Origin of the sequence: Altererythrobacter sp. GH1-8 (assembly GCF_043702085.1) — a bacterium.
GTDB lineage: Bacteria > Pseudomonadota > Alphaproteobacteria > Sphingomonadales > Sphingomonadaceae > Erythrobacter.
Map to the genome: position 1 here is coordinate 993,235 of NZ_CP171690.1, position 17,901 is coordinate 1,011,135.

A 17,901-nucleotide genomic window follows, 5' to 3' on the forward strand; every position below is an offset into this window, starting at 1 on the left:
CAGGGGATAGACGCGAAGGAGTGCCTCATGTTTAAGCATTGCCGCAGATGGTCACACTTTTCACGGGTGAAACCTGCCGCAATCCCGCAGAATTGCGGCGTTAGCGCGCTCTTTCGGTTGTTTCGGAAAGTGGCTGGAAAGTATCCTTCACCGGCGCGGGTTTTCTTGGCTCAGGACTGTGTAACATGTGTATCCAACACGGCCTTCACCCGCGTCGTCTCCGGTTTCGCTTGGAAGCGGCGCTCCCAGCGGTTAGGCTGGAGTTCTGGTCTGAAAAGGGGAAGCATCCGTGCTCGATATCGTACTCATTGCGCTTGTGTTTCTGCTGATCGTGTTCCTGCTGATGGCAGTGCGCGTCGTGAAGCAAGGTTTCGTCTACACGATCGAGCGCTTTGGCAAGTTCACCAAGTCGGCTGAGCCGGGCTTGCATATCATCACACCGTTCATCGACCGCATCGGGCAAAAGGTGAACATGATGGAGCAGGTGCTCGATATTCCGGGACAGGAAATCATCACCGCCGATAATGCCATGGTTGGCGTTGATGCGGTGGTGTTCTTCCAGGTGCTCGATGCGGGCAAGGCGGCCTATGAAGTCGCCAACCTTTATCAGGCAATCATGGCGCTCACGACCACCAACCTGCGCACGGTCATGGGTTCAATGGACCTCGACGAGACCCTGTCCAAGCGCGACGAGATCAATGCGCGGCTGCTCGCAGTGGTCGATCACGCAACCTCGCCCTGGGGCGTGAAGATCACCCGCGTCGAGATCAAGGACATCCGCCCGCCGCACGACATTTCCGAAGCCATGGCGCGCCAGATGAAGGCCGAGCGTTTGAAGCGCGCGGAAATCCTCGAGGCCGAAGGCGATAAGACCAGCTCGATCCTGCGCGCCGAAGGCCGCAAGCAGTCGGCCATTCTCGAAGCGGAAGGCAAGCGCGAAGCGGCATTTCGCGATGCTGAGGCACGTGAGCGTTCAGCAGAGGCGGAAGCGCGCGCGACGCAAATGGTGTCCGATGCGATTGCGGCATCAGGAAATCAGGCGATCAACTACTTCATCGCGCAGGAATACACCAAGGCGGTCGGCAAGTTCGCCGAAAGCCCCAATGCCAAGACGATCCTGTTTCCCGTTGAAGCAACCCAGCTGATCGGTTCGCTCGGCGGAATTGGCGAGCTGGTGCGCGATGCGATCCAGCCCGCAGACGGCGATGTTACGACGCGTCCTGCGCGCACTGGCCAACCGTTGCCGGACTCGCGCTCACGGGCGAGCGTCCCGCGCAGCGGAGACAGCTGATGGACCAGCTTGGCGGCTTTGAAGCGCACTGGATCTGGATCACGCTCGGCCTGGTGCTGGCCGCACTCGAAATGCTGGTGCCGGGCGTCTATCTGATCTGGCTTGCGCTTGCCGCCATTGCGACCGGGCTGCTCACGCTGGGCATCGGGCTGGGCTTTCCGGTTCAGATTGTGGTGTTCGTCTCGCTGTCGCTGATTGCAGCATTCAGCGCGAAGCGCTTCCTGCGCGATTCTCCGATTGAAAGCTCCGACCCGCTATTGAACCAGCGCGGCGGGCGGCTGGTGGGCGAGACTGCGATCATTGTCCAGGCGATCGATGGTGGCACGGGCCGCTTAAAGCACGGGGACAGCGAATGGATCGCGCGCGGTCCTGATCTGCCGGTCGGAAGCCGGGTTCGCATTATCGGCAGTGCAGGGGTAGAACTGATTGTCGAGCCGCTCAACATGATCGAGGGGCAGGCCCGCGAAATCTCAGGCGAAGGAAAGGGGACAGGAGGTGAGGCCTCCTGACGCACTCCTGCAGATCAGTCGGGCTGTTTTCCCGCCATCGCGCCGAAGCGGCCATGCTTGCGGAAACGGACCATCCACTTGTCGAGGAACAGGCCAAGCGGCTTGGGCTCGATCCCGAGCTGCTTGAAACCGGGCATATCGGGTGACGCAACGCTGCCTGCCTTCAGCAAGGTCCACTGGTCGGAGCTCATCGGCGTCAGCGGCAAGGCCGCGAAAATCGCAGAGGCGGTGTCCGGCATGGAGATGAACAGCGGAGAACGACCCTGGGCCGCGGCGATGCGCTGATTGATCTCCAGCATCGTGAGGACCTCGGGTCCGCCCAGTTCGAAGGTCTTTCCGCCATGCTGCGTCGGGTCTTCTGCAGCGCGGACGATCGCTTCTGCAACATCGTCGACAAAGACGAGTTGCAGCTTCGCGTCAGGGCCGAAGACTGGCAGCGCCGGGGCCATGCTGATCAACTGGCCGAACATGTTGAGGAAGTTATCGTCCTTGCCGAAGATGATCGACGGGCGGATGATGCTCGCTTCGGCGAAGGCTTCGAGAACCTTTGCCTCGCCTAGCGCCTTGGCGCTGGCATAGGCTGTGGGCGACCCGGCATCCGCGCCGATCGCGCTGACATGGACGAACGCGCTTGCGCCGATCTTTTTGGCAAGTGCCGCCATGTTGCCGGCTGCCTCGCCCATGATCCGCCTGAGATTGCCATCGAATGCGCCCACGAGGTTGATGACAGTGTCTGCACCGTCAAGCGCGGCGGCGAGGCTGGCCTCATTGGTGATGTCGCAGCGCGCAAACTGGAGTTGGCCGAGGTTCGCGAGCGGCTTCAGGCTGAAGCTCCGCTCCGGGTTGCGGCTGGCAATCCGTACGCGTGCGCCGCGTTCCAGCAAAGCCTGCGCTACATAGGTTCCGAGAAATCCGCTGCCGCCAAACAGAGTGACGAGCTTCTCGTTGAGCGGGGAGGGCTTAGACATGGTTTTCTGGCCTTGAACGGATGCGGATTGTCAGAGCCCCTTGCCGTATGCTCGCGCGCTCTGCAAGCACCGCGCGGGTCTGTTTTGTTCATCCGCACAGCGAAACAGCCGTTGACATCGGGGGCGCTGCTTGGCTAGTGGCGCGCTCCTACCCGCGAGCCGTCCTGTTGGAGACGACTCGCCTGTGTGCCCAGATGGCGGAATTGGTAGACGCACCGTCTTCAGGTGGCGGCGCTCGCAAGGGCGTGGAGGTTCGAGTCCTCTTCTGGGCACCAATAATTTTTCCGCGCACGTCCGCGGCCGGTTCCATAAACCCCTGAAAACTGCTATAAAATCGCCAGAATTGTTCGCTGGCGTTCGCGACCGTTCGTTTTCGATCTGGGGGCCCTGGGGGCCTTTTATTCCCCGAGGCCCCCACCAGAATCCCGGTCAAAAACGCCCTTTTCGAAGGCGAGGCCCCCATGGTTTTGACCGACCTGCAGATAAAACAAGCCGCTCCGAGGGAGCGCGACTGGAAACTTTCCGACAGCGGCGGGCTCTATCTCCTCGTGCGGCCCAATGGCTCCAAGCTCTGGCGTCTGAAATATCGCCAGCACGGCCGCGAGAAGAAATTGTCCTTCGGACGCTATCCCGAGGTCGGTCTCAAAGAGGCGCGCCTGATGCGCGACGAAGCCCGGGTCGAGATCGGGCATGGCGGCGATCCCGCACGGCGCCGGCGTGAGGAAAAGATCGCCGCGGTCATCCGCCAGGGCGATACCTTCGAGAACGTCGCCTATGAATATATCGCCAAGCGCGAGGCCGAAGGGCTCGCCATGGCGACGCTGGTCAAATCGAACTGGCTTGCCAAGGTTCTCTCCAAGTCGATCGGCCACCGCCCGGTCGCCGAGATCACGCCCCACGAAATGCTCGCAGTCCTCAAGCGCCATGAGCGCGAAGGCAATTATGAGAAGGCCAAGCGCCTGCGCAGCTTTGCCAGCCGCGTATTCCGCTACGCGGTCTCGACCTTGCGCGCCGAGCACGATCCCTGCGCCCCGCTCCAGGGTGCACTGGTCTCGCCCAAGCCCAAGCACTATGCCGCGATCACCGATCCGGCCCAACTCGGCGGTCTCCTGCGCGCAATCGACAAATACGAAGGCAACCACACGACGCTGTTTGCACTCCAGATTGCCCCGCATGTCTTCGTGCTCCCGGGAGAGCTGCGCCATGCCGAATGGGAGGAGATCGATTGGGAGGCACAGGTCTGGCGGATCCCGGCGGGCAAGATGAAATCGCGCCGGCCGCATGCCGTGCCGCTCTCGCGCCAGGTTCTCGAATTGCTCCAGCAACTGCGTGGGATCAACGGAGACTCGCGCTACGTCTTCCGCTCGCTTGCCTCGAGGGACCGCCCGATGAGCGAGAACACGGTGAACGCCGCGCTGCGGCGGATGGGGTATTCCGGCGACGAGATGACTGCCCATGGCCTGCGCGCCACGGCCTCGACGCTGCTCAACGAATCCGGCCTATGGAGCTACGATGCGATCGAACGTGCGCTTGCGCACCAGGACAACAACGTCGTGCGCGGGATCTACCATCGCGGCCAGCACTGGGATGAACGCGTACGCATGGCGCAGTGGTGGAGCGACTATCTCGACCAGCTCAAGGACGGCGGCGAAGTCGTCAATTTTGCCCGGAGCGCCTGATCGCCTGCTGCCTCCATGCAGCCTTTATTGGCCCGCTTAATCGGGGTGTTGCGCAGATGCAGCAGCTATAGTTCAAAGGGCGGCAAGCCACGATTTTCGATTGCGAAATTCCGCGGCGGTCGTAACGTCATTTCAGTCGAGAGAGTTTCTCGACCTCCCTGAAATTCAGGAAGCTGCAAACGAACCCGAGCCTTTGGCTCTGCTGGGTTCGAACCTGCAGCGCGAAGGCTCGGTGTCTTTTCTGGAGACTGCCGATGAACCCACTTGCCCAGAGCCAATTCAAGGCTCCGCACGGGCTCCCTGTCTATTTCCGAACCACTGGCCAGCTCCACCTCTCGGACGCAACGATCAGTCTCGACGAGATGGTGTTTCGCCAGAAGCGCTCGGCCGAGAGCAACCTCAAGGAACTGATCTGGCTCTGCCGCGAGCGCTATTGGTACGCTCTCAAACTCATCCATCCACGTTCCTACCCGCCTGACAGCCTGTTCGATCGCGAAGCGCTCGACCTGGGCGAGTTCTACCTGCCCTGGGCTGAGCTATGCGCGCTCTATCGCAGGCTTGTGTTCGAACCGCAGATCGACCTCTTCGAAGCCCAGCGCGAGCGTGAGCTGCGCAAGTGGCACCGCTTTCTCGAGAAGGAGTGCTTCGAGCGCGTGACGAAGTGCCCCGAGTGGACAAGGTGCGTGCTGGAAACAGCTGGCTTGTTGGAGACCCATTCGCCGGGCCGCGAGGTCCACATCGTCGAAATGTTCGACGCCATCACCGAAAACGTGGAGGACAGATATGGAAGAGAGATTGAACCCAGGAAAGAGTGACACTGCACGGATTATTGGGGCAGCGAGTTTCGCTGCCGAGAAACACCGCAAACAGCGACGTAAGGACGCTGCGGCCACCCCCTACATCAACCACCCCCTTGAGGTAGCGCAGATCCTGACGGAGGCAGGGGTTGAGGACAGTGATGTCCTCATCGCGGCTATCCTCCACGATACGATCGAGGACACCGAGACCACGCCTGAGGAACTGACCGCGGTCTTCGGAGAAAGAGTGTGCTCGCTCGTTCTGGAGGTGACCGACGACAAGAGCCTACCGAAAGCAGAGCGCAAGCGACTTCAGGTTCTCAACGCGCCGAAGAAGTCAGCTGATGCCAAGCTCATCAAGATTGCGGACAAGATTGCGAACATCCGCGATCTAAAGGCTTCCCCGCCCAAGTGGAGTGAAGGGCGCAAGGCATCCTACGTACTCTTCGCTAGGGAGGTAGTTCACGGGTGCATCAGGGTGAGTGCTGATCTGGAGGCGCTCTTTGAAAAGGTTGTTGCTGACTTAACCCTCGGAAAGCAGCCGGTGCGAGCAAGTCTTCGGGATCCTGCGCTCAGATTGGGAGGTGCCAAATGAAATATGGGTTAGGATTGGTGGATCTGAACTTCATCGCAAGGATGGCGCTGCTCGGATTTTCGGAGAATCCAGCCCGAGACATCGCAAGATTGCTTGAATCACAATATCCCATCGAGTTTGAAACGCGCATTGCGCTGGCAAAAGCGCTAAGAGGTAGCGCGGGCAATGGAGTAAGGCTCCATGTACAAGGGCAAGGCAAGTCAGCATTCTACCGAAGGCTCAGAAATCTGAAGGCCAAACTCATCGAAGGTAGGGCGGCTGACGCAGTTATTGGTAAGCTCGGCTACGAAAAGGCAGTCCGGGCTTCCGCAGATGTTCATAATCGATCAGAAAAGACTATCGAGTCAGCCATTACCGTTTCGCGAGAACTTGAGGCGTGGATCCAGTCTTGTCGCGAGAAAGGGTCCAATCATTCTGACGGCGCGTTGGAGATCGCGTTCCTGTACGCAAAACTGACCGAGTCAGAGCCCCAATCGTGGCTAAAGCGATCCATCGAAGATTTGGCATTTCTGATTGCCGACACCGAAATCGCCCTCAAACGAGCCGAGGGTAGAAAGCCTGGCACGCACAAAACCTAACTCAAGTCACCCTATTTTAGTCTCCGACATTAGGGTGAGTGGCAGTCTGTGTCCGCATAGGTGGTTTCTCGTTCAATAACGAACGGGAGTAATCACATGAAGATAGAGCAAACAAATAACAGACAACTTGCTTACTCAATCAAGCAGGCTGCCTATCTCACATCCCTCGGAAAGACCCGAATTTATGAGCTCGTCCGGGAGGGCAAACTTGTAAAGCGACGCGTCGGTCGTCGATCGCTGATCACGGCTGAAAGCCTGCATGCCCTGATCGAGGGAGAAGTATGATGCAGGGCTCTCACGATCAGCAACCATCACCTTTCCCTTTGGATGATATCCGCACCTTCCTTCCGGGCATAGGTGAAGAGGAATACGCGATACGAGCCAAGATGCGATCCTACAGGAACGCAGCCAGCGGCATGATCCGGGCAACCCAAAGCGATACAGCCAGGCAACTGGCTTGGATCGCTTCTGACTACATCACGCTCTGGATTTACTCGCCTGCTATCGAAGTCGAGTTGGAAGACCTGAACACCTTCTTTCGGCGCCTGCTTGTCACGGCGATTCAGGCTGAGCGCATTGATATGGAAGGTCCCAGGACATGAGCTCCGATCAACATCGTGCACGAAGGAAGAACGCATCGGGGAGGATCATTAAGATGCCCGTTGCGCCCATAGAAAAATCCGATCGTTGCTTGCTGGATTTAGTGCATCAGCATTTGTGTCGATTTATCGTTTATCCAAGTGCAGAGGCTGCCGATGCCCACGCTCTTTGGATTGCACATACGCACGCGATGGATGCGTGGGAATCCACCCCCCGGATCGCATTTCTGTCTCCAGAGCCCGGATCTGGGAAGACACGTGCTCTTGAAGTGAGTGGGACCCTTGTCCCGAACGCTGTTGAGGCGGTCAATGTTACGCCGGCATATCTCTTCCGCAAGGTGGGTCATGATGCGTCCCCACCCACCGTCCTCTTTGATGAGATTGACACGATCTTTGGGCCTAAGGCCAAAGGCAACGAGGAGATCCGAGGGCTTCTCAATGCCGGGCACAGAAAGGGAGCGGTGGCAGGCCGATGTGTTCTTAGAGGACGTCAAATAGAAACCGAAGAGCTGCCAGCCTACTGCGCGGTTGCGCTTGCTGGATTGGATGAGCTTCCACTCACCATTCGCACCCGCTCGATCTTGGTTAGGATGAGGCGACGAAGCCGAGAAGAAAAGGTAGAACCGTATCGGTGTAGGGACCATGACCGGATAGGGCACGAGCTTCGAGATAGGCTCGCAGTTTGGGCAAAGCGCCACGTGGCAAGATTGCGAACCCTTCGCCCCTTGATGCCAGATGGCATCACCGACCGGGATGCTGACCTCTGGGAGCCACTGCTGGCCATCGCGACAACGTTTGGAGAGGAATGGGAAATGCGAGCCCGAGTTGCGGCTGTTACGCTTGTTACGGATTCAAAGAAAACGACACCGAGCATAGGAGTCCGCCTCTTGTGTGACATTCGTCAGGTCTTTGGCGACAAGGAAAAGATGCCAACGGTAGAGATATTGGAGGCGCTCAACAGCGATGAAGAGGCCCCCTGGGGGGACTGGCGGGGTAAACCGCTTGATGACCGTAAGCTGGCTGCGTTTCTTCGCCCGTACGGTGTTAGGCCCAGACCTATTCGGACCGATTTTGGGCCACTTAGGGGATATCTCCGGGAGGACTTACATGATGTCTGGAATCGCTATTTGCCTGAATTGCCAAAGCCAGAGGAAGAGCAGGCAGTCGCCAAAGAAGACGTAACAAACGTAACAGGCGACACGCAATGAAGCGGGTTTGTTTCTGTTGCGGTGCTGCCCTGCTTTGTTTGGAAGCACGTAGGCCACGTGGATCCACGTCAACAACTTACCTTGGACTTACCTCATGAGACGCCTGCCGGAAGCCATCAAAAAGCGGATTGTGGAGCACCTTGCCTGCTTCGAAAGTCCTCCAAGAGTAGTCGAACTGATCGAGAAAGAGTTTGGGGTCAAACTTACCCCGAGACATGTGCGAGCATATGACCCTGCGTCGTTCCAATTCGCAGCGTCGTATAAATGGCTCGAGTACCACGCGGCCGTTCGAAAGCGATATGGTCAAGAGATTGGCAAGGTCGCGATCGCGCACAAAGCCTATAGATTGGATCAGTTGCAGCAGACGATTGATAGGGCAATGGAGATCATGGCCGCTGGTGGAGAAGACATATTCGCGGCCGCTGAACTAATCCGGAAGGCGGTCGAGACCGCTGCCAAAGACGTGGGTGATTGGTATCAGCGGTAATGGATGAAATGCATCGCCATTAGGTCAATGGCGGCACCAGCCGAGGTGAGATGCCGCGCTTCATAAACGTACCTCTTTGGCTATCTTTGACCTAACGCTCTTGGAGTGTCACGCGCCTTAACTCTCCAGGTAGCTGGAAGTGATCTAAGCAGTAATGCTAAGTCCAAGATCTGATGCCGAGCAAGAAGTCTTCACAGACTGGGTTCAAACGCCCGTTCAAGGCGGTGCCTATTCGTCTAGGCCGCAAGCTCAAGGAAAAGCGCAGGCGCGAAGAGAACTGGAGGACCTTCAAATTGGCGGGCATAGCTTTCACAGCGAGCGTTATGGTGGCCGGCGGTGGCGTCTGGCTTTGGCCCATCACAACAGGCCAAGGCCAGGAGGCAATCCAGCCGTTGATGGCGGCTGTTTCGTCCGATGAACAACAGCCAAGAATGTCGCTTTGCGGTGAGGGCCAACGCGTCACCTGCGTGGTTGATGGCGATACCATCTGGCTACGCGGCGAGAAGATCAGGATAGCCGACATCGACACGCCAGAGATCGGCCAGCCTCAGTGCGACGCGGAATACCAACTGGGAATGCGGGCCACCTACCGTTTGCGCGATCTCCTCAACGAAGGGCCTTGGAGTGTCGAGACAATTGGATTTCGCGACGAGGATCAATACGGCCGCAAGCTGCGTGTTCTCACGCGCGGGGGCCAATCGATCGGGGACATGCTAGTCCAGGAGGGCCTGGCGAGAACCTGGTCTGGCAGGCGAGAGCCTTGGTGCTAGCGGCCAGGGGTCGATCCGTGATGACATTTGTACGGCTGGAGGCGTTCCGGGAGGGGCCCCGTAGAGGGCCCAATTCCCGGCAAGTCAGCGCCGCTTCAGCCATTTCAAGGAATTAGATCCTGACTTCGGGTCCCCGAGCAGACCACATCTGAAACTAGGCCGATGGCGCACTGTCCGATCTCATCCTGAACAATGCGATTTGCTGACTCATTCCCTTGGATCCTGAGTGCATCATCAAGTCTAGTTCGCTGGCGTCCCAGTGTCCTCGATCAATCGCCTACGCGTTCGGGTAGGGTGTGCAGATGTGCAGTGCAGGTTATGCCCTTGCCTGAAATCAAAGGGAGGATGCCTCGATGGGCCGGGAATGGGTTTTTGATGAGTACAAGGGATTCGAGGCGCTCAAACTACGCGAATGCGCAGAACAGGAACCGGGCCCTAACGATGTCCGGCTTAGAGTCGAAGCCTTTGCGTTGAATTGGGGCGACGCCGATCTCATGGAAGACTTCTATTCTTTCAGCTTTTCGTCGCTGCCAGCAAGAGTTGGTGTCGAAGCAAGCGGCATTGTCGAAGCTGTTGGGTCCAACGTAACAGGCATCGAAATCGGCGGCCGCTATGGAACCTTGCCGTATTTCTACGACATGCGCGGTGCAAGCGCAGATACCATGCTGATCGACAGCAATTATATTGCCAAAGCGCCAGCGGGGCTGTCCCCCGTCGAAGCAGCTTCAGTCTGGATGCAATTCATGACGGCGTATTACCCGGTCGCCGAGCTGGGCGGCGCGGCGCCAGGCGTGAACATCCTTGTTCCAGCGGGAACGAGCACCGCGGGCTCTGCCGGGATCGAAATCGGCAAGCTGAAGGGTGCCACGATCATCAGCACGACCCGATCGGAAGCCAATCGCGATTATCTGCACGAGCTAGGAGCAGACCATGTTTTCGTCGATGACGGTAGTGATCTCGAAGCTTTCCTCAACACAGTGACGGATGGCGTCGGCGTGCACGCTTCATTTGACCCTGTCGGAGGAAATTTCATGGAGCGCTATGCGAACGCGATGGCGAAGGGCGGCAAGCTGATGCTCTATGGGGGCTTGGAGGGAAGCTTCTCGCCTCCACCGATTACTGCGATGTACCAGAAGAACCTCTGGTTTCACGCCTATTCGCTATTCAATTATGTCGAAGACCTGGAAAGCCAAAAGCGCGGTGTGGACTTCGTCACTAAGGCGCTGGAAAGCGGCGCATTGAAACCCCGCGTCGACAAGGTCTTCCCGATGGAGGAATATGTCGACGCGTGGCGTTATCTCAGAGGCAAGAGGAGCAGCCATGGCAAAGTCCTGGTGGAAACTGGCCGGTAAGTGCGAGCGCTAGCCAGTGCCATTCGATTTACTCCTGAAGAATGCGCGGGTGGTCGATCCCGAAGCCGAGAGTGTCTCTGGACCGGTCGACATTGGGATCGCTGGAGGGCGGTTCGCCGCCATCGGATACGAACTCGCAGGGAATGCAGGCGAGGTAATCGATTGCGATCGGCGCTATGTTCTGCCTGGCTTGATTGATTGCCATGTTCACCCCTTCCTTGCAGACGCCAACTTTGCGCGCCTTGGGGAAGTGCCACCGACACTCATGAGTGCACGGGCAGGCCGGATCCTGGAAGGCATGCTCCTGCGTGGCTTCACTACAGTGCGCGACGCAGCGGGCGCCGATTGGGGGATCAAGCAGGCAGTCGAAGACGGCCTCATTGCTGGACCTCGTCTGTTCATTGCCGGCCGCGCTTTGAGCCAGACCGGCGGCCACGGGGATTTCCGCTCGCTGACAGATGACCGTGACATCTGTCATTGTCAGCACGCGCTCGCCTTCACATCGCGCATTGCCGACGGCATCGACGGTGTCCGAAAAGCGGTGCGCGAGGAGCTGCGCAAGGGCGCCGACCAGATCAAGATCATGGTTTCAGGCGGAGTTTCGTCTCCCCACGATCCGCTTGAGCGCAATCAGTACAGCCCTGATGAAATCAGCGTAATCGTGGAAGAGGCGCAGCGGCGCGGCACCTACGTGATGGCGCACGCCTATGGGGCTGATGCAATTCGGGTGGCTCTGGAGTGCGGGGTCCGCACCATCGAGCATGGCAATATGATCGACGAAGCAACCGCCGCCTTGGCGGCTGAGAAGGAGGCGTTCCTTGTGCCGACGCTGGTTACCTATGAAGTCCTGGCGGACACCGCTGAAGAAAACGGCTGGAGCGCGTCGATGATGGATAAGCTTTCGCGAGTGCGCGAAGCAGGTTTGCAATCGATCCGGATATGCCGCGAGGCAGGGGTCAAGCTTGGCCTCGGCACGGACTTGCTGGGCGACAGCTTCGACCACCAATCGCGCGAATTTCTCATTCGCGGCCGGGTCGAAAGTCCGGCCCAGGTTCTCCATTCAGCCACACGAATTAACGCTGAGATCCTGCGGCGAGAAGGTGAATTGGGAGTGATCAAAGAAGCAGCTATCGCCGACCTGTTGGTGCTGGAGCGAAACCCACTGGAAGATCTCGCGGTCTTGCAGGATCAGGGCCGGCACATGCCCGCCATCATCAAGGACGGATCGGTGGTAAAGAGCAGCTTGACGGAGAGCCTGTGACTCAGGCCTTCTCATTGGCGCCGCTCTGGCGTGAGGGCTCGTGACGCGCTATCGCCCCATGCGAGTGGGAGGCGAATGGGACGCGATGGCGGATGAAGACGACCTTGGTGGGGAAGAGAGCTGGATCGTCACGAACAAGTTCAAGCCAAGCAGGCCGAATATCGACCTTGTCGATCGCTTCCGCTTGGTCGAGCGGCTGGAAGCAGGGCTTTCAGCAAAGGCCGTGTTTCTCATCGCCCCCGCTGGCTTTGGTAAGTCCACGCTGCTTTACCAATGGTACACCTCAAAACAGGGTGGCGACGGGGTCTATGGCTGGCTGAGCCTCGATGAGTCCGACACCTCCCCGGAGCAATTTCTTGCCTATGTGACTCTCGCTCTCGCCGCCGCTGGTGTGGAGCTCGACCAGTTCGAAGCAGCCGCGCGCAACGCGTTCCCAGAATCCCGACCGAAGGTGGTCTTAAGCAGCCTGATGCGGCGGATCGCAGGGCTCGATTACCCGTGCATCCTGATCCTAGACGACATGCATCTGGCTGCTTCACCTGAGACGGAAAACCTCCTGGAGCAGATGATCCGTGAAGCGCCCCAGAACTTCTCGCTTGTGCTCAACAGTCGTGCCGCGCCTGACATCGACCTTGCGAGCCTGGTCGCGTCGGGTGATGTCGCGGAGATTGGGGCTGAACAGCTCAGGCTCACGCAGGAGGAAGCTCGCGATGCATTAGGGGGTGATATCGCGGAAACGGCAGCGCAGGAGATTTTCGAATTAACCGAAGGCTGGCCGGTGGCGGTTCAGCTTGCCCGGGTACAAAAACAGGCGAAACCTGAAATGTCCCTTAAGCCGGAAGTCTCCTCCGGATTGATTGCGTCCTATCTAACCCGCCAGGTCCTCGACACGCTGCAAAATAATGTGCGTGAATTCCTGTTGGATGTCAGCGTGCTCGACCAGTTCAACGCCCAGTTGGCCGACGCTGTGCGAGGCACTCGCAACAGTCTTGCCTTGTTGCGCGAGCTCGATCCAATGAATGCCTTACTCGTTCCGACCGGTGAACGGGGGGGATGGGTGCGACTGCATCATCTCGTGGCGGAGTATCTGCGCGAAGCCCTGCGGGCTGAGGCGCCCGACCGAGCGATCGAAATCCACCGCGCGGCCAGCCATTGGTACGAATCTCAAGGTCAACTGATCCCAGCCGTACGCTACGCCCGATTGGCGGAGGACGATGCGCTGGTCGAGCGCTTGATCCTAGATGCGGGTGGATGGTCCATTATTCTGACTGAAGGCATCAACGTGATGCGGACCCTCCTCAGGCTTGCGCCGGAACATCTTGTTTCGAGCAGCGCGCGACTGATGCTCGCGAAGGCGTACCTGCTCTGCAAGGACGGCAAGTACGAGGAAGCGCGAGGGCTTCTGGATGCCTCGGATGTGCTGCGCTCCGCTGACAGCGGAGATATCTACCGGCGTGACCAGCGGCTCGTCGGTTCCATGCTGGGCGCTTATGAGGACAGGCGAGAATGGACCCTCGAAACGGCAGCACGCGATATGCCAAGCCAGCTCGACGACTGGACGCCGCTCGAAGCCGGGACCTTGTTATGCGAGGCGGTGATCGCGCTGTTTTCGACCGGCGAGCTGGAAAGAGCCGAAGACTGTCTTGAACTGGCCTTTCGCGAGATGCGGCAAAGTGGCTCGGTGCTGGGCCTGAACTACTGTTACATCCATGCGGCAACTCTGGCCTTATACCGCGGCAGGTTCGACCTCGCGAAAGCAAACGTGACGCAGGCGCTGGAGCTCGCTGAAAATAATTTCGGCTCTGACAGCGGATTGAAGCGGATGGCGCAAGTGATCGAGTATTCGATCCGAACCTGGTCAGGTGAAACCAGCCAGGAAGATATTGGTGGCTTCTCCAAGGCTCTGGCGCATATCGAAAGCAATGATGGCTGGACTGAAATCTACATGGTCGGGCTCGATGGAGCCTTCGCTGCCTGTGAGCAACATGGTGAGCTCGGTGTTGCAGCCGAATTCTGTGACAGGATGTTGCGCCTCGCCCAGCGGCGCAAGCTGACCCGGCTGGAGCGGCAAGCGAAGATCCTCAAGATGCGCGCTGCCTATCTGCGCGGTCACTCCCAGGAGGTAAGCCGGCTCGCCAAGGACATTTCAGAATGGGTTGGTTCGCATGACCTGACCACTGCGGCGCGGGATTGGCAGAACCACTTCATGGCGATCTGCAACCTCGCGATCGCGCGAATGATGTCCCCTTCGATAGCGGAGAGCGCTTTGAATCGTGCGATCTCCGACGCCCGAAAACGCGGCGCGAGTTTCTTTACGTCGCGTTTGCTCGTGTCGGAAGCCTTGCTGCTGTGGCAGCTCGATAAACAGGACAAGGCGATCGCTGCGCTCCGCGATGCCTTGGAACTGGCCGCTCCTCAGAGGATTTCCGGGCCTTTTATCGGGCTGGAGCCGATCACATCGATCCTAGCAGGGGTGAAGACCGATCTTGGGCTCAAGCAGGAGAGCATCCTTCTTGTGAACTTTCTGTCAGAAATCACAAAGCGGAGACGCTCGTTCCGGTCGATGTCCGACGATGACTTGCTCAGCGCTCGCGAACACGAGATTATCGAACAGCTGGCCTCTGGCAGATCAAACAAGGAAATCGCGCGAAGGTTCGAACTCACTGAAAATACAGTAAAATTCCACCTCAAGAACATCTATGCGAAGCTTGGCGTCAACAGTCGTACGCAGGCCATTGCCAAGGCCCGGGAAGCAAAGCTGATCGAGTGAAGTCATCTCTTGCGGCTACCACCTACCCGAACGGGTAGTGGAGGGCGCAGGCCCTACTCTCGGCAGGACCCACAGCTACCCGCCGCCGCGCGCACTTATGTTGTCAGCACTGATATACCTTCCTCAATAGCGATACCGCTCATCAGGGAGGAAACTATGAGGAATTCGTTGCGCGCGATGCTTTTGACCACTGCTGTTTCGCTGGGGGGAGCCGTGCTGGCCGTTCCTGCCAGCGCCCAGAGCACAGACGTTGAAGCAAATGAAGACGAATATGCAGCCAACGTCATTATTGTAACGGCGCGCGGCCGCGACGAGTCGCTGCTCGATGTTCCAATCTCAGAAACGGTGTTCAATGCTCAGGCGATCGCTGACGCCAATATCCAGCGGGTTGACGACTTCATTGCGCTAACGCCAGGCGTAACATTCTCGAATGCTCAAGATGCAGGGACAAACTTCATCTCCATCCGCGGTCTTTCGCAGACGCGAAATGGTGAACCGCCTGTCGCAGTGGTCATCGATGGTGTCTTGCAGACGAGTTCCATTACCTTTGACCAGCCGCTTTTCGACCTAGAAAGCGTAGAAGTCCTGCGCGGTCCGCAGGGTGCGCTCTATGGTCGGAATGCGACCGGCGGTGCAATCCTCATCAACACCAAAATGCCCTCGAATGAGTTTGAAGGCTACGTCAATCTCCATGCCGGGACCGGCGATGAGTTCGGCGGCGAAGTTTCTCTGGCCGGCCCGATCGTGGAAGATAGCGTGCTGTTTCGCATCTCTGCCAAGTACGTTGACCGCGAAGGCTATCTCGACAATGATTTTCTAGGTGAGAAGGTCGACGGGCTGGAGGACATCGCACTGCGGGGGCATTTGCGGTTTCTGCCTTCAGACACGGTAACGATTGACCTGCGCGGCTCGTTGGTACGGACTGATGCCGGCTCGCTCAACTACAGTTACCAGCCGGCCATTGTTGATCCTGCGACCGGTCTTCCGACCGCGTTCGATTTTACCATCAACGATGCGGACCTGGTGCAGCGTACTTTCTACGCCAACAATCTGGGTCTGGATGATCGGGATATCGACCAATTGTCCCTGCGTGTGAACGTCGATCTGGACTTTGCGGACCTCAAACTCGTTTCCGCCTATGACAAGATCACGCAAAGCACCGGGAGCGACCAGTTCCCTTACACCGCAGCGAGCCAGATCACACCTTCACCAGCGTTTCCATTCTTCGATGCGACGCAATCGCAGTTCTTCGAGGTCGAGACCTTCAGCCAGGAAGTCCGCCTGACTTCGAAATCAGACCAGGCGTTCCGCTGGATGCTGGGCGGATACTATCTTGAAACCAAGCGCTTTGTGGCATCCTCAATCATGAATGATCTCGAGCAGGGCATCATCCGCATTCGTCGCGAACCTGTGACCAATGCATCAAACCCGCTCACCAGTTTCATCGCCGACGACAATGACAACAAGGCATGGGCGCTGTTCTTCAACGCCGCATACGATCTGACTGATACCCTCGAGCTGTCATTTGCCGGCCGGTATGACAAGGACAAGCGCGTCCAGAATGTCGATCCGGATCAGGGCCTTTATGACGGGGCTGGTAATGTGATCGCTCCTGTCGGCATTCCAGGAGCTACCAATCGGGCGACGTTCGACCTCTTCCAGCCGAAAGTTACCTTGCGCTATCAGCCGAGCGATGCGGCGACGCTGTATGCTTCGTGGGGCAAGGGATTCCGAAGCGGTCAGTTCAACCAGAACGGGGTCGGCGCAATCGCAGCAGGCGCGGGGGTTAACGGGGTCTCCGACGTCCTGCCGCAGGAGGAGACAGAAACACTTGAAGCTGGTTTCCGTGCAGAGCTAGGTGGTCGCAGTAGCATCAGTGGCGCTGTCTACAAGACCGACCTCAGCAACGCGCCATACTTCGTGTTCATCGGTGCGGTGAGCGCTCAGGTGCTGGTGCCGATCGACGAAATCGACATCCAGGGATTTGAACTGGAAGGATCTACAGAACTGGCAGATGGCCTGACAGCCTATGTCGGCCTCAGTTTTACCGACGCAGAGATCAAGCAGTACAGTGTCAATCCGGCGCTGGTCGGTAACGAAGCGCCTTACATTGCCAGCAATACGATCAATGCCGGGCTGCAATACCGCACAGATATATCCAACTCGCTTGGCTTCTTCATTCGCGGGGATTTCGAGAACCGTGGTCGCCAATTCTGGGATCCTGAAAACAGCACGGACCGCTCTGCGATCCAGCTCTTCAACGCCCGGGTCGGAATCGAGGACCTGGACGGCCGGTGGAGTTTCACTCTCTCCGGATCCAACATCTTTGACGAAGTCTACAATTCGGAGTTCGTGACAGGCGGCTTTGCCCACGCCGGGCAGCCCGATGCGTTCCGAGCCGATTTGCGGTTTAATTTCTGATGGGCTCTCGGCAGGGCCACGGCGACCAATCACCGGTCGTGGCCCTGCCAGCCAGGCAAGATGGACTAGGGCCATGGACAGCTTTCGCTTCATCTGCACTTTCGGCTGTTTCGAGATCGCACTCGACCAGGCTGCGGCACCTCAAACCTGCGCATACTTTATGCGCAAATTCGCTGAACCGCAGTTTGTCGATGCAAGCATCTTTCGGATCCTCACGGGGGATAACTCCTCGGTCAGTGCCTCAGTCCCGATCGAAGTCATCCAGTTCGGTCTCGATCATGATGGAAGTGTACCGTTGGATCGGATCGACCACGAAGGGACGGACAGGAGCGGCCTCAGGCATGAGCGGTGGACAGTTTCAGCTGCGCGGTACGGCAAGGGTGAAGTCTATCCGAGTTGCTTCATCTGCATGCGAGACGAGCCTGAGCTGGATCATGGCGGAGCACGTCAACCCGACGGTGAAGGATTTGCAGCCTTTGCGAAAGTCACAAGCGGTTTCGAAACGCTGAGGCGCATCTTCGAACTGGCTGAAAGCAGAGACTATTTGAGCGAGGCCATCCCGCTCACCGTGGTCCGGAATTTGAACGAAAATCAGGCGTGCTGACGCCAACTGAGT

The 17,901-nt window shown here is 58.2% G+C and carries 17 protein-coding genes and 1 tRNA gene; 17 read left to right on the plus strand and 1 reads right to left on the minus strand.

Translation table 11 applies throughout. The features are described 5' to 3' along the window. Positions 1-343: 343 nt before the first annotated feature. Both ACG9DO_RS04875 and ACG9DO_RS04880 read left to right on the plus strand, forming a co-directional pair. The gene (locus ACG9DO_RS04875; RefSeq protein ID WP_394731202.1) at positions 344-1,291 is read left to right on the plus strand and encodes an SPFH domain-containing protein; all 948 of its coding nucleotides are present in this window, start codon (positions 344-346) and stop codon (positions 1,289-1,291) included. Continuing rightward, positions 1,291-1,800, plus strand: coding sequence for an NfeD family protein (locus tag ACG9DO_RS04880; RefSeq protein ID WP_394730601.1), 510 nt, complete (start codon positions 1,291-1,293; stop codon positions 1,798-1,800). Before ACG9DO_RS04875 ends, ACG9DO_RS04880 begins: the two co-directional genes overlap by 1 nt. 14 nt (positions 1,801-1,814) lie before the next feature. Here ACG9DO_RS04880 and ACG9DO_RS04885 read toward each other — a convergent pair whose 3' ends face one another. After that, the gene (locus ACG9DO_RS04885) at positions 1,815-2,768 is read right to left on the minus strand and encodes a complex I NDUFA9 subunit family protein (protein ID WP_394730602.1); all 954 of its coding nucleotides are present in this window, start codon (positions 2,766-2,768) and stop codon (positions 1,815-1,817) included. Between the two features lie 188 nt (positions 2,769-2,956). On the opposite strand from ACG9DO_RS04885, the gene ACG9DO_RS04890 reads away from it, so the two are divergent. The 15 genes from ACG9DO_RS04890 to ACG9DO_RS04960 all read left to right on the plus strand — a co-directional run bounded on the left by ACG9DO_RS04890 (position 2,957) and on the right by ACG9DO_RS04960 (position 17,889). After that, positions 2,957-3,043 (plus strand) — tRNA-Leu (locus tag ACG9DO_RS04890). 186 nt (positions 3,044-3,229) lie between these two features. After that, a complete protein-coding gene (locus ACG9DO_RS04895) occupies positions 3,230-4,447 on the plus strand; it encodes a tyrosine-type recombinase/integrase (RefSeq protein ID WP_394730603.1) in 1,218 nt (405 codons plus the stop codon). A 254-nt stretch (positions 4,448-4,701) separates the two neighbouring features. Next, the gene (locus tag ACG9DO_RS04900) at positions 4,702-5,262 is read left to right on the plus strand and encodes a hypothetical protein (RefSeq protein ID WP_394730604.1); all 561 of its coding nucleotides are present in this window, start codon (positions 4,702-4,704) and stop codon (positions 5,260-5,262) included. Next, positions 5,231-5,839, plus strand: coding sequence for an HD domain-containing protein (locus tag ACG9DO_RS04905; protein WP_394730605.1), 609 nt, complete (start codon positions 5,231-5,233; stop codon positions 5,837-5,839). Before ACG9DO_RS04900 ends, ACG9DO_RS04905 begins: the two co-directional genes overlap by 32 nt. Beyond that, complete coding sequence (locus ACG9DO_RS04910) at positions 5,836-6,417, plus strand: hypothetical protein (protein WP_394730606.1); 582 nt, start codon at positions 5,836-5,838, stop codon at positions 6,415-6,417. The genes ACG9DO_RS04905 and ACG9DO_RS04910 overlap by 4 nt, the downstream gene beginning before the upstream one ends. Positions 6,418-6,513: 96 nt before the next feature. Continuing rightward, positions 6,514-6,702 (plus strand): helix-turn-helix domain-containing protein, encoded by a 189-nt coding sequence (locus tag ACG9DO_RS04915; protein WP_394730607.1) that lies wholly within the window; start codon positions 6,514-6,516, stop codon positions 6,700-6,702. Between the two features lie 38 nt (positions 6,703-6,740). Continuing rightward, positions 6,741-7,019, plus strand: a complete 279-nt coding sequence (locus ACG9DO_RS04920; protein WP_394730608.1) for a hypothetical protein — start codon at positions 6,741-6,743, stop codon at positions 7,017-7,019. A 188-nt stretch (positions 7,020-7,207) separates the two neighbouring features. Continuing rightward, positions 7,208-8,224, plus strand: coding sequence for a DUF3631 domain-containing protein (locus ACG9DO_RS04925; RefSeq protein WP_394730609.1), 1,017 nt, complete (start codon positions 7,208-7,210; stop codon positions 8,222-8,224). 94 nt (positions 8,225-8,318) lie between these two features. After that, complete coding sequence (locus ACG9DO_RS04930) at positions 8,319-8,711, plus strand: DUF2280 domain-containing protein (protein WP_394730610.1); 393 nt, start codon at positions 8,319-8,321, stop codon at positions 8,709-8,711. Between the two features lie 173 nt (positions 8,712-8,884). Next, positions 8,885-9,481 carry a thermonuclease family protein gene (locus tag ACG9DO_RS04935; protein ID WP_394730611.1) on the plus strand — a complete coding sequence of 199 codons (597 nt, stop codon included), beginning with the start codon at positions 8,885-8,887 and terminating at the stop codon, positions 9,479-9,481. A gap of 353 nt (positions 9,482-9,834) precedes the next feature. After that, the gene (locus ACG9DO_RS04940) at positions 9,835-10,833 is read left to right on the plus strand and encodes a zinc-dependent alcohol dehydrogenase family protein (RefSeq protein WP_394730612.1); all 999 of its coding nucleotides are present in this window, start codon (positions 9,835-9,837) and stop codon (positions 10,831-10,833) included. Between the two features lie 49 nt (positions 10,834-10,882). After that, entirely contained in the window at positions 10,883-12,094 is a 1,212-nt protein-coding gene (locus ACG9DO_RS04945) for an amidohydrolase family protein (RefSeq protein ID WP_394731203.1), read from the plus strand. 40 nt (positions 12,095-12,134) lie between these two features. After that, positions 12,135-14,864, plus strand: a complete 2,730-nt coding sequence (locus ACG9DO_RS04950) for a LuxR C-terminal-related transcriptional regulator (protein ID WP_394730613.1) — start codon at positions 12,135-12,137, stop codon at positions 14,862-14,864. A 156-nt stretch (positions 14,865-15,020) separates the two neighbouring features. Then, positions 15,021-17,285: a TonB-dependent receptor gene (locus ACG9DO_RS04955; RefSeq protein ID WP_394730614.1), complete on the plus strand. Its 2,265-nt coding sequence runs from the start codon at positions 15,021-15,023 to the stop codon at positions 17,283-17,285. Between the two features lie 73 nt (positions 17,286-17,358). Next, positions 17,359-17,889: a peptidylprolyl isomerase gene (locus tag ACG9DO_RS04960; RefSeq protein ID WP_394730615.1), complete on the plus strand. Its 531-nt coding sequence runs from the start codon at positions 17,359-17,361 to the stop codon at positions 17,887-17,889. Positions 17,890-17,901 lie beyond the last annotated feature (12 nt).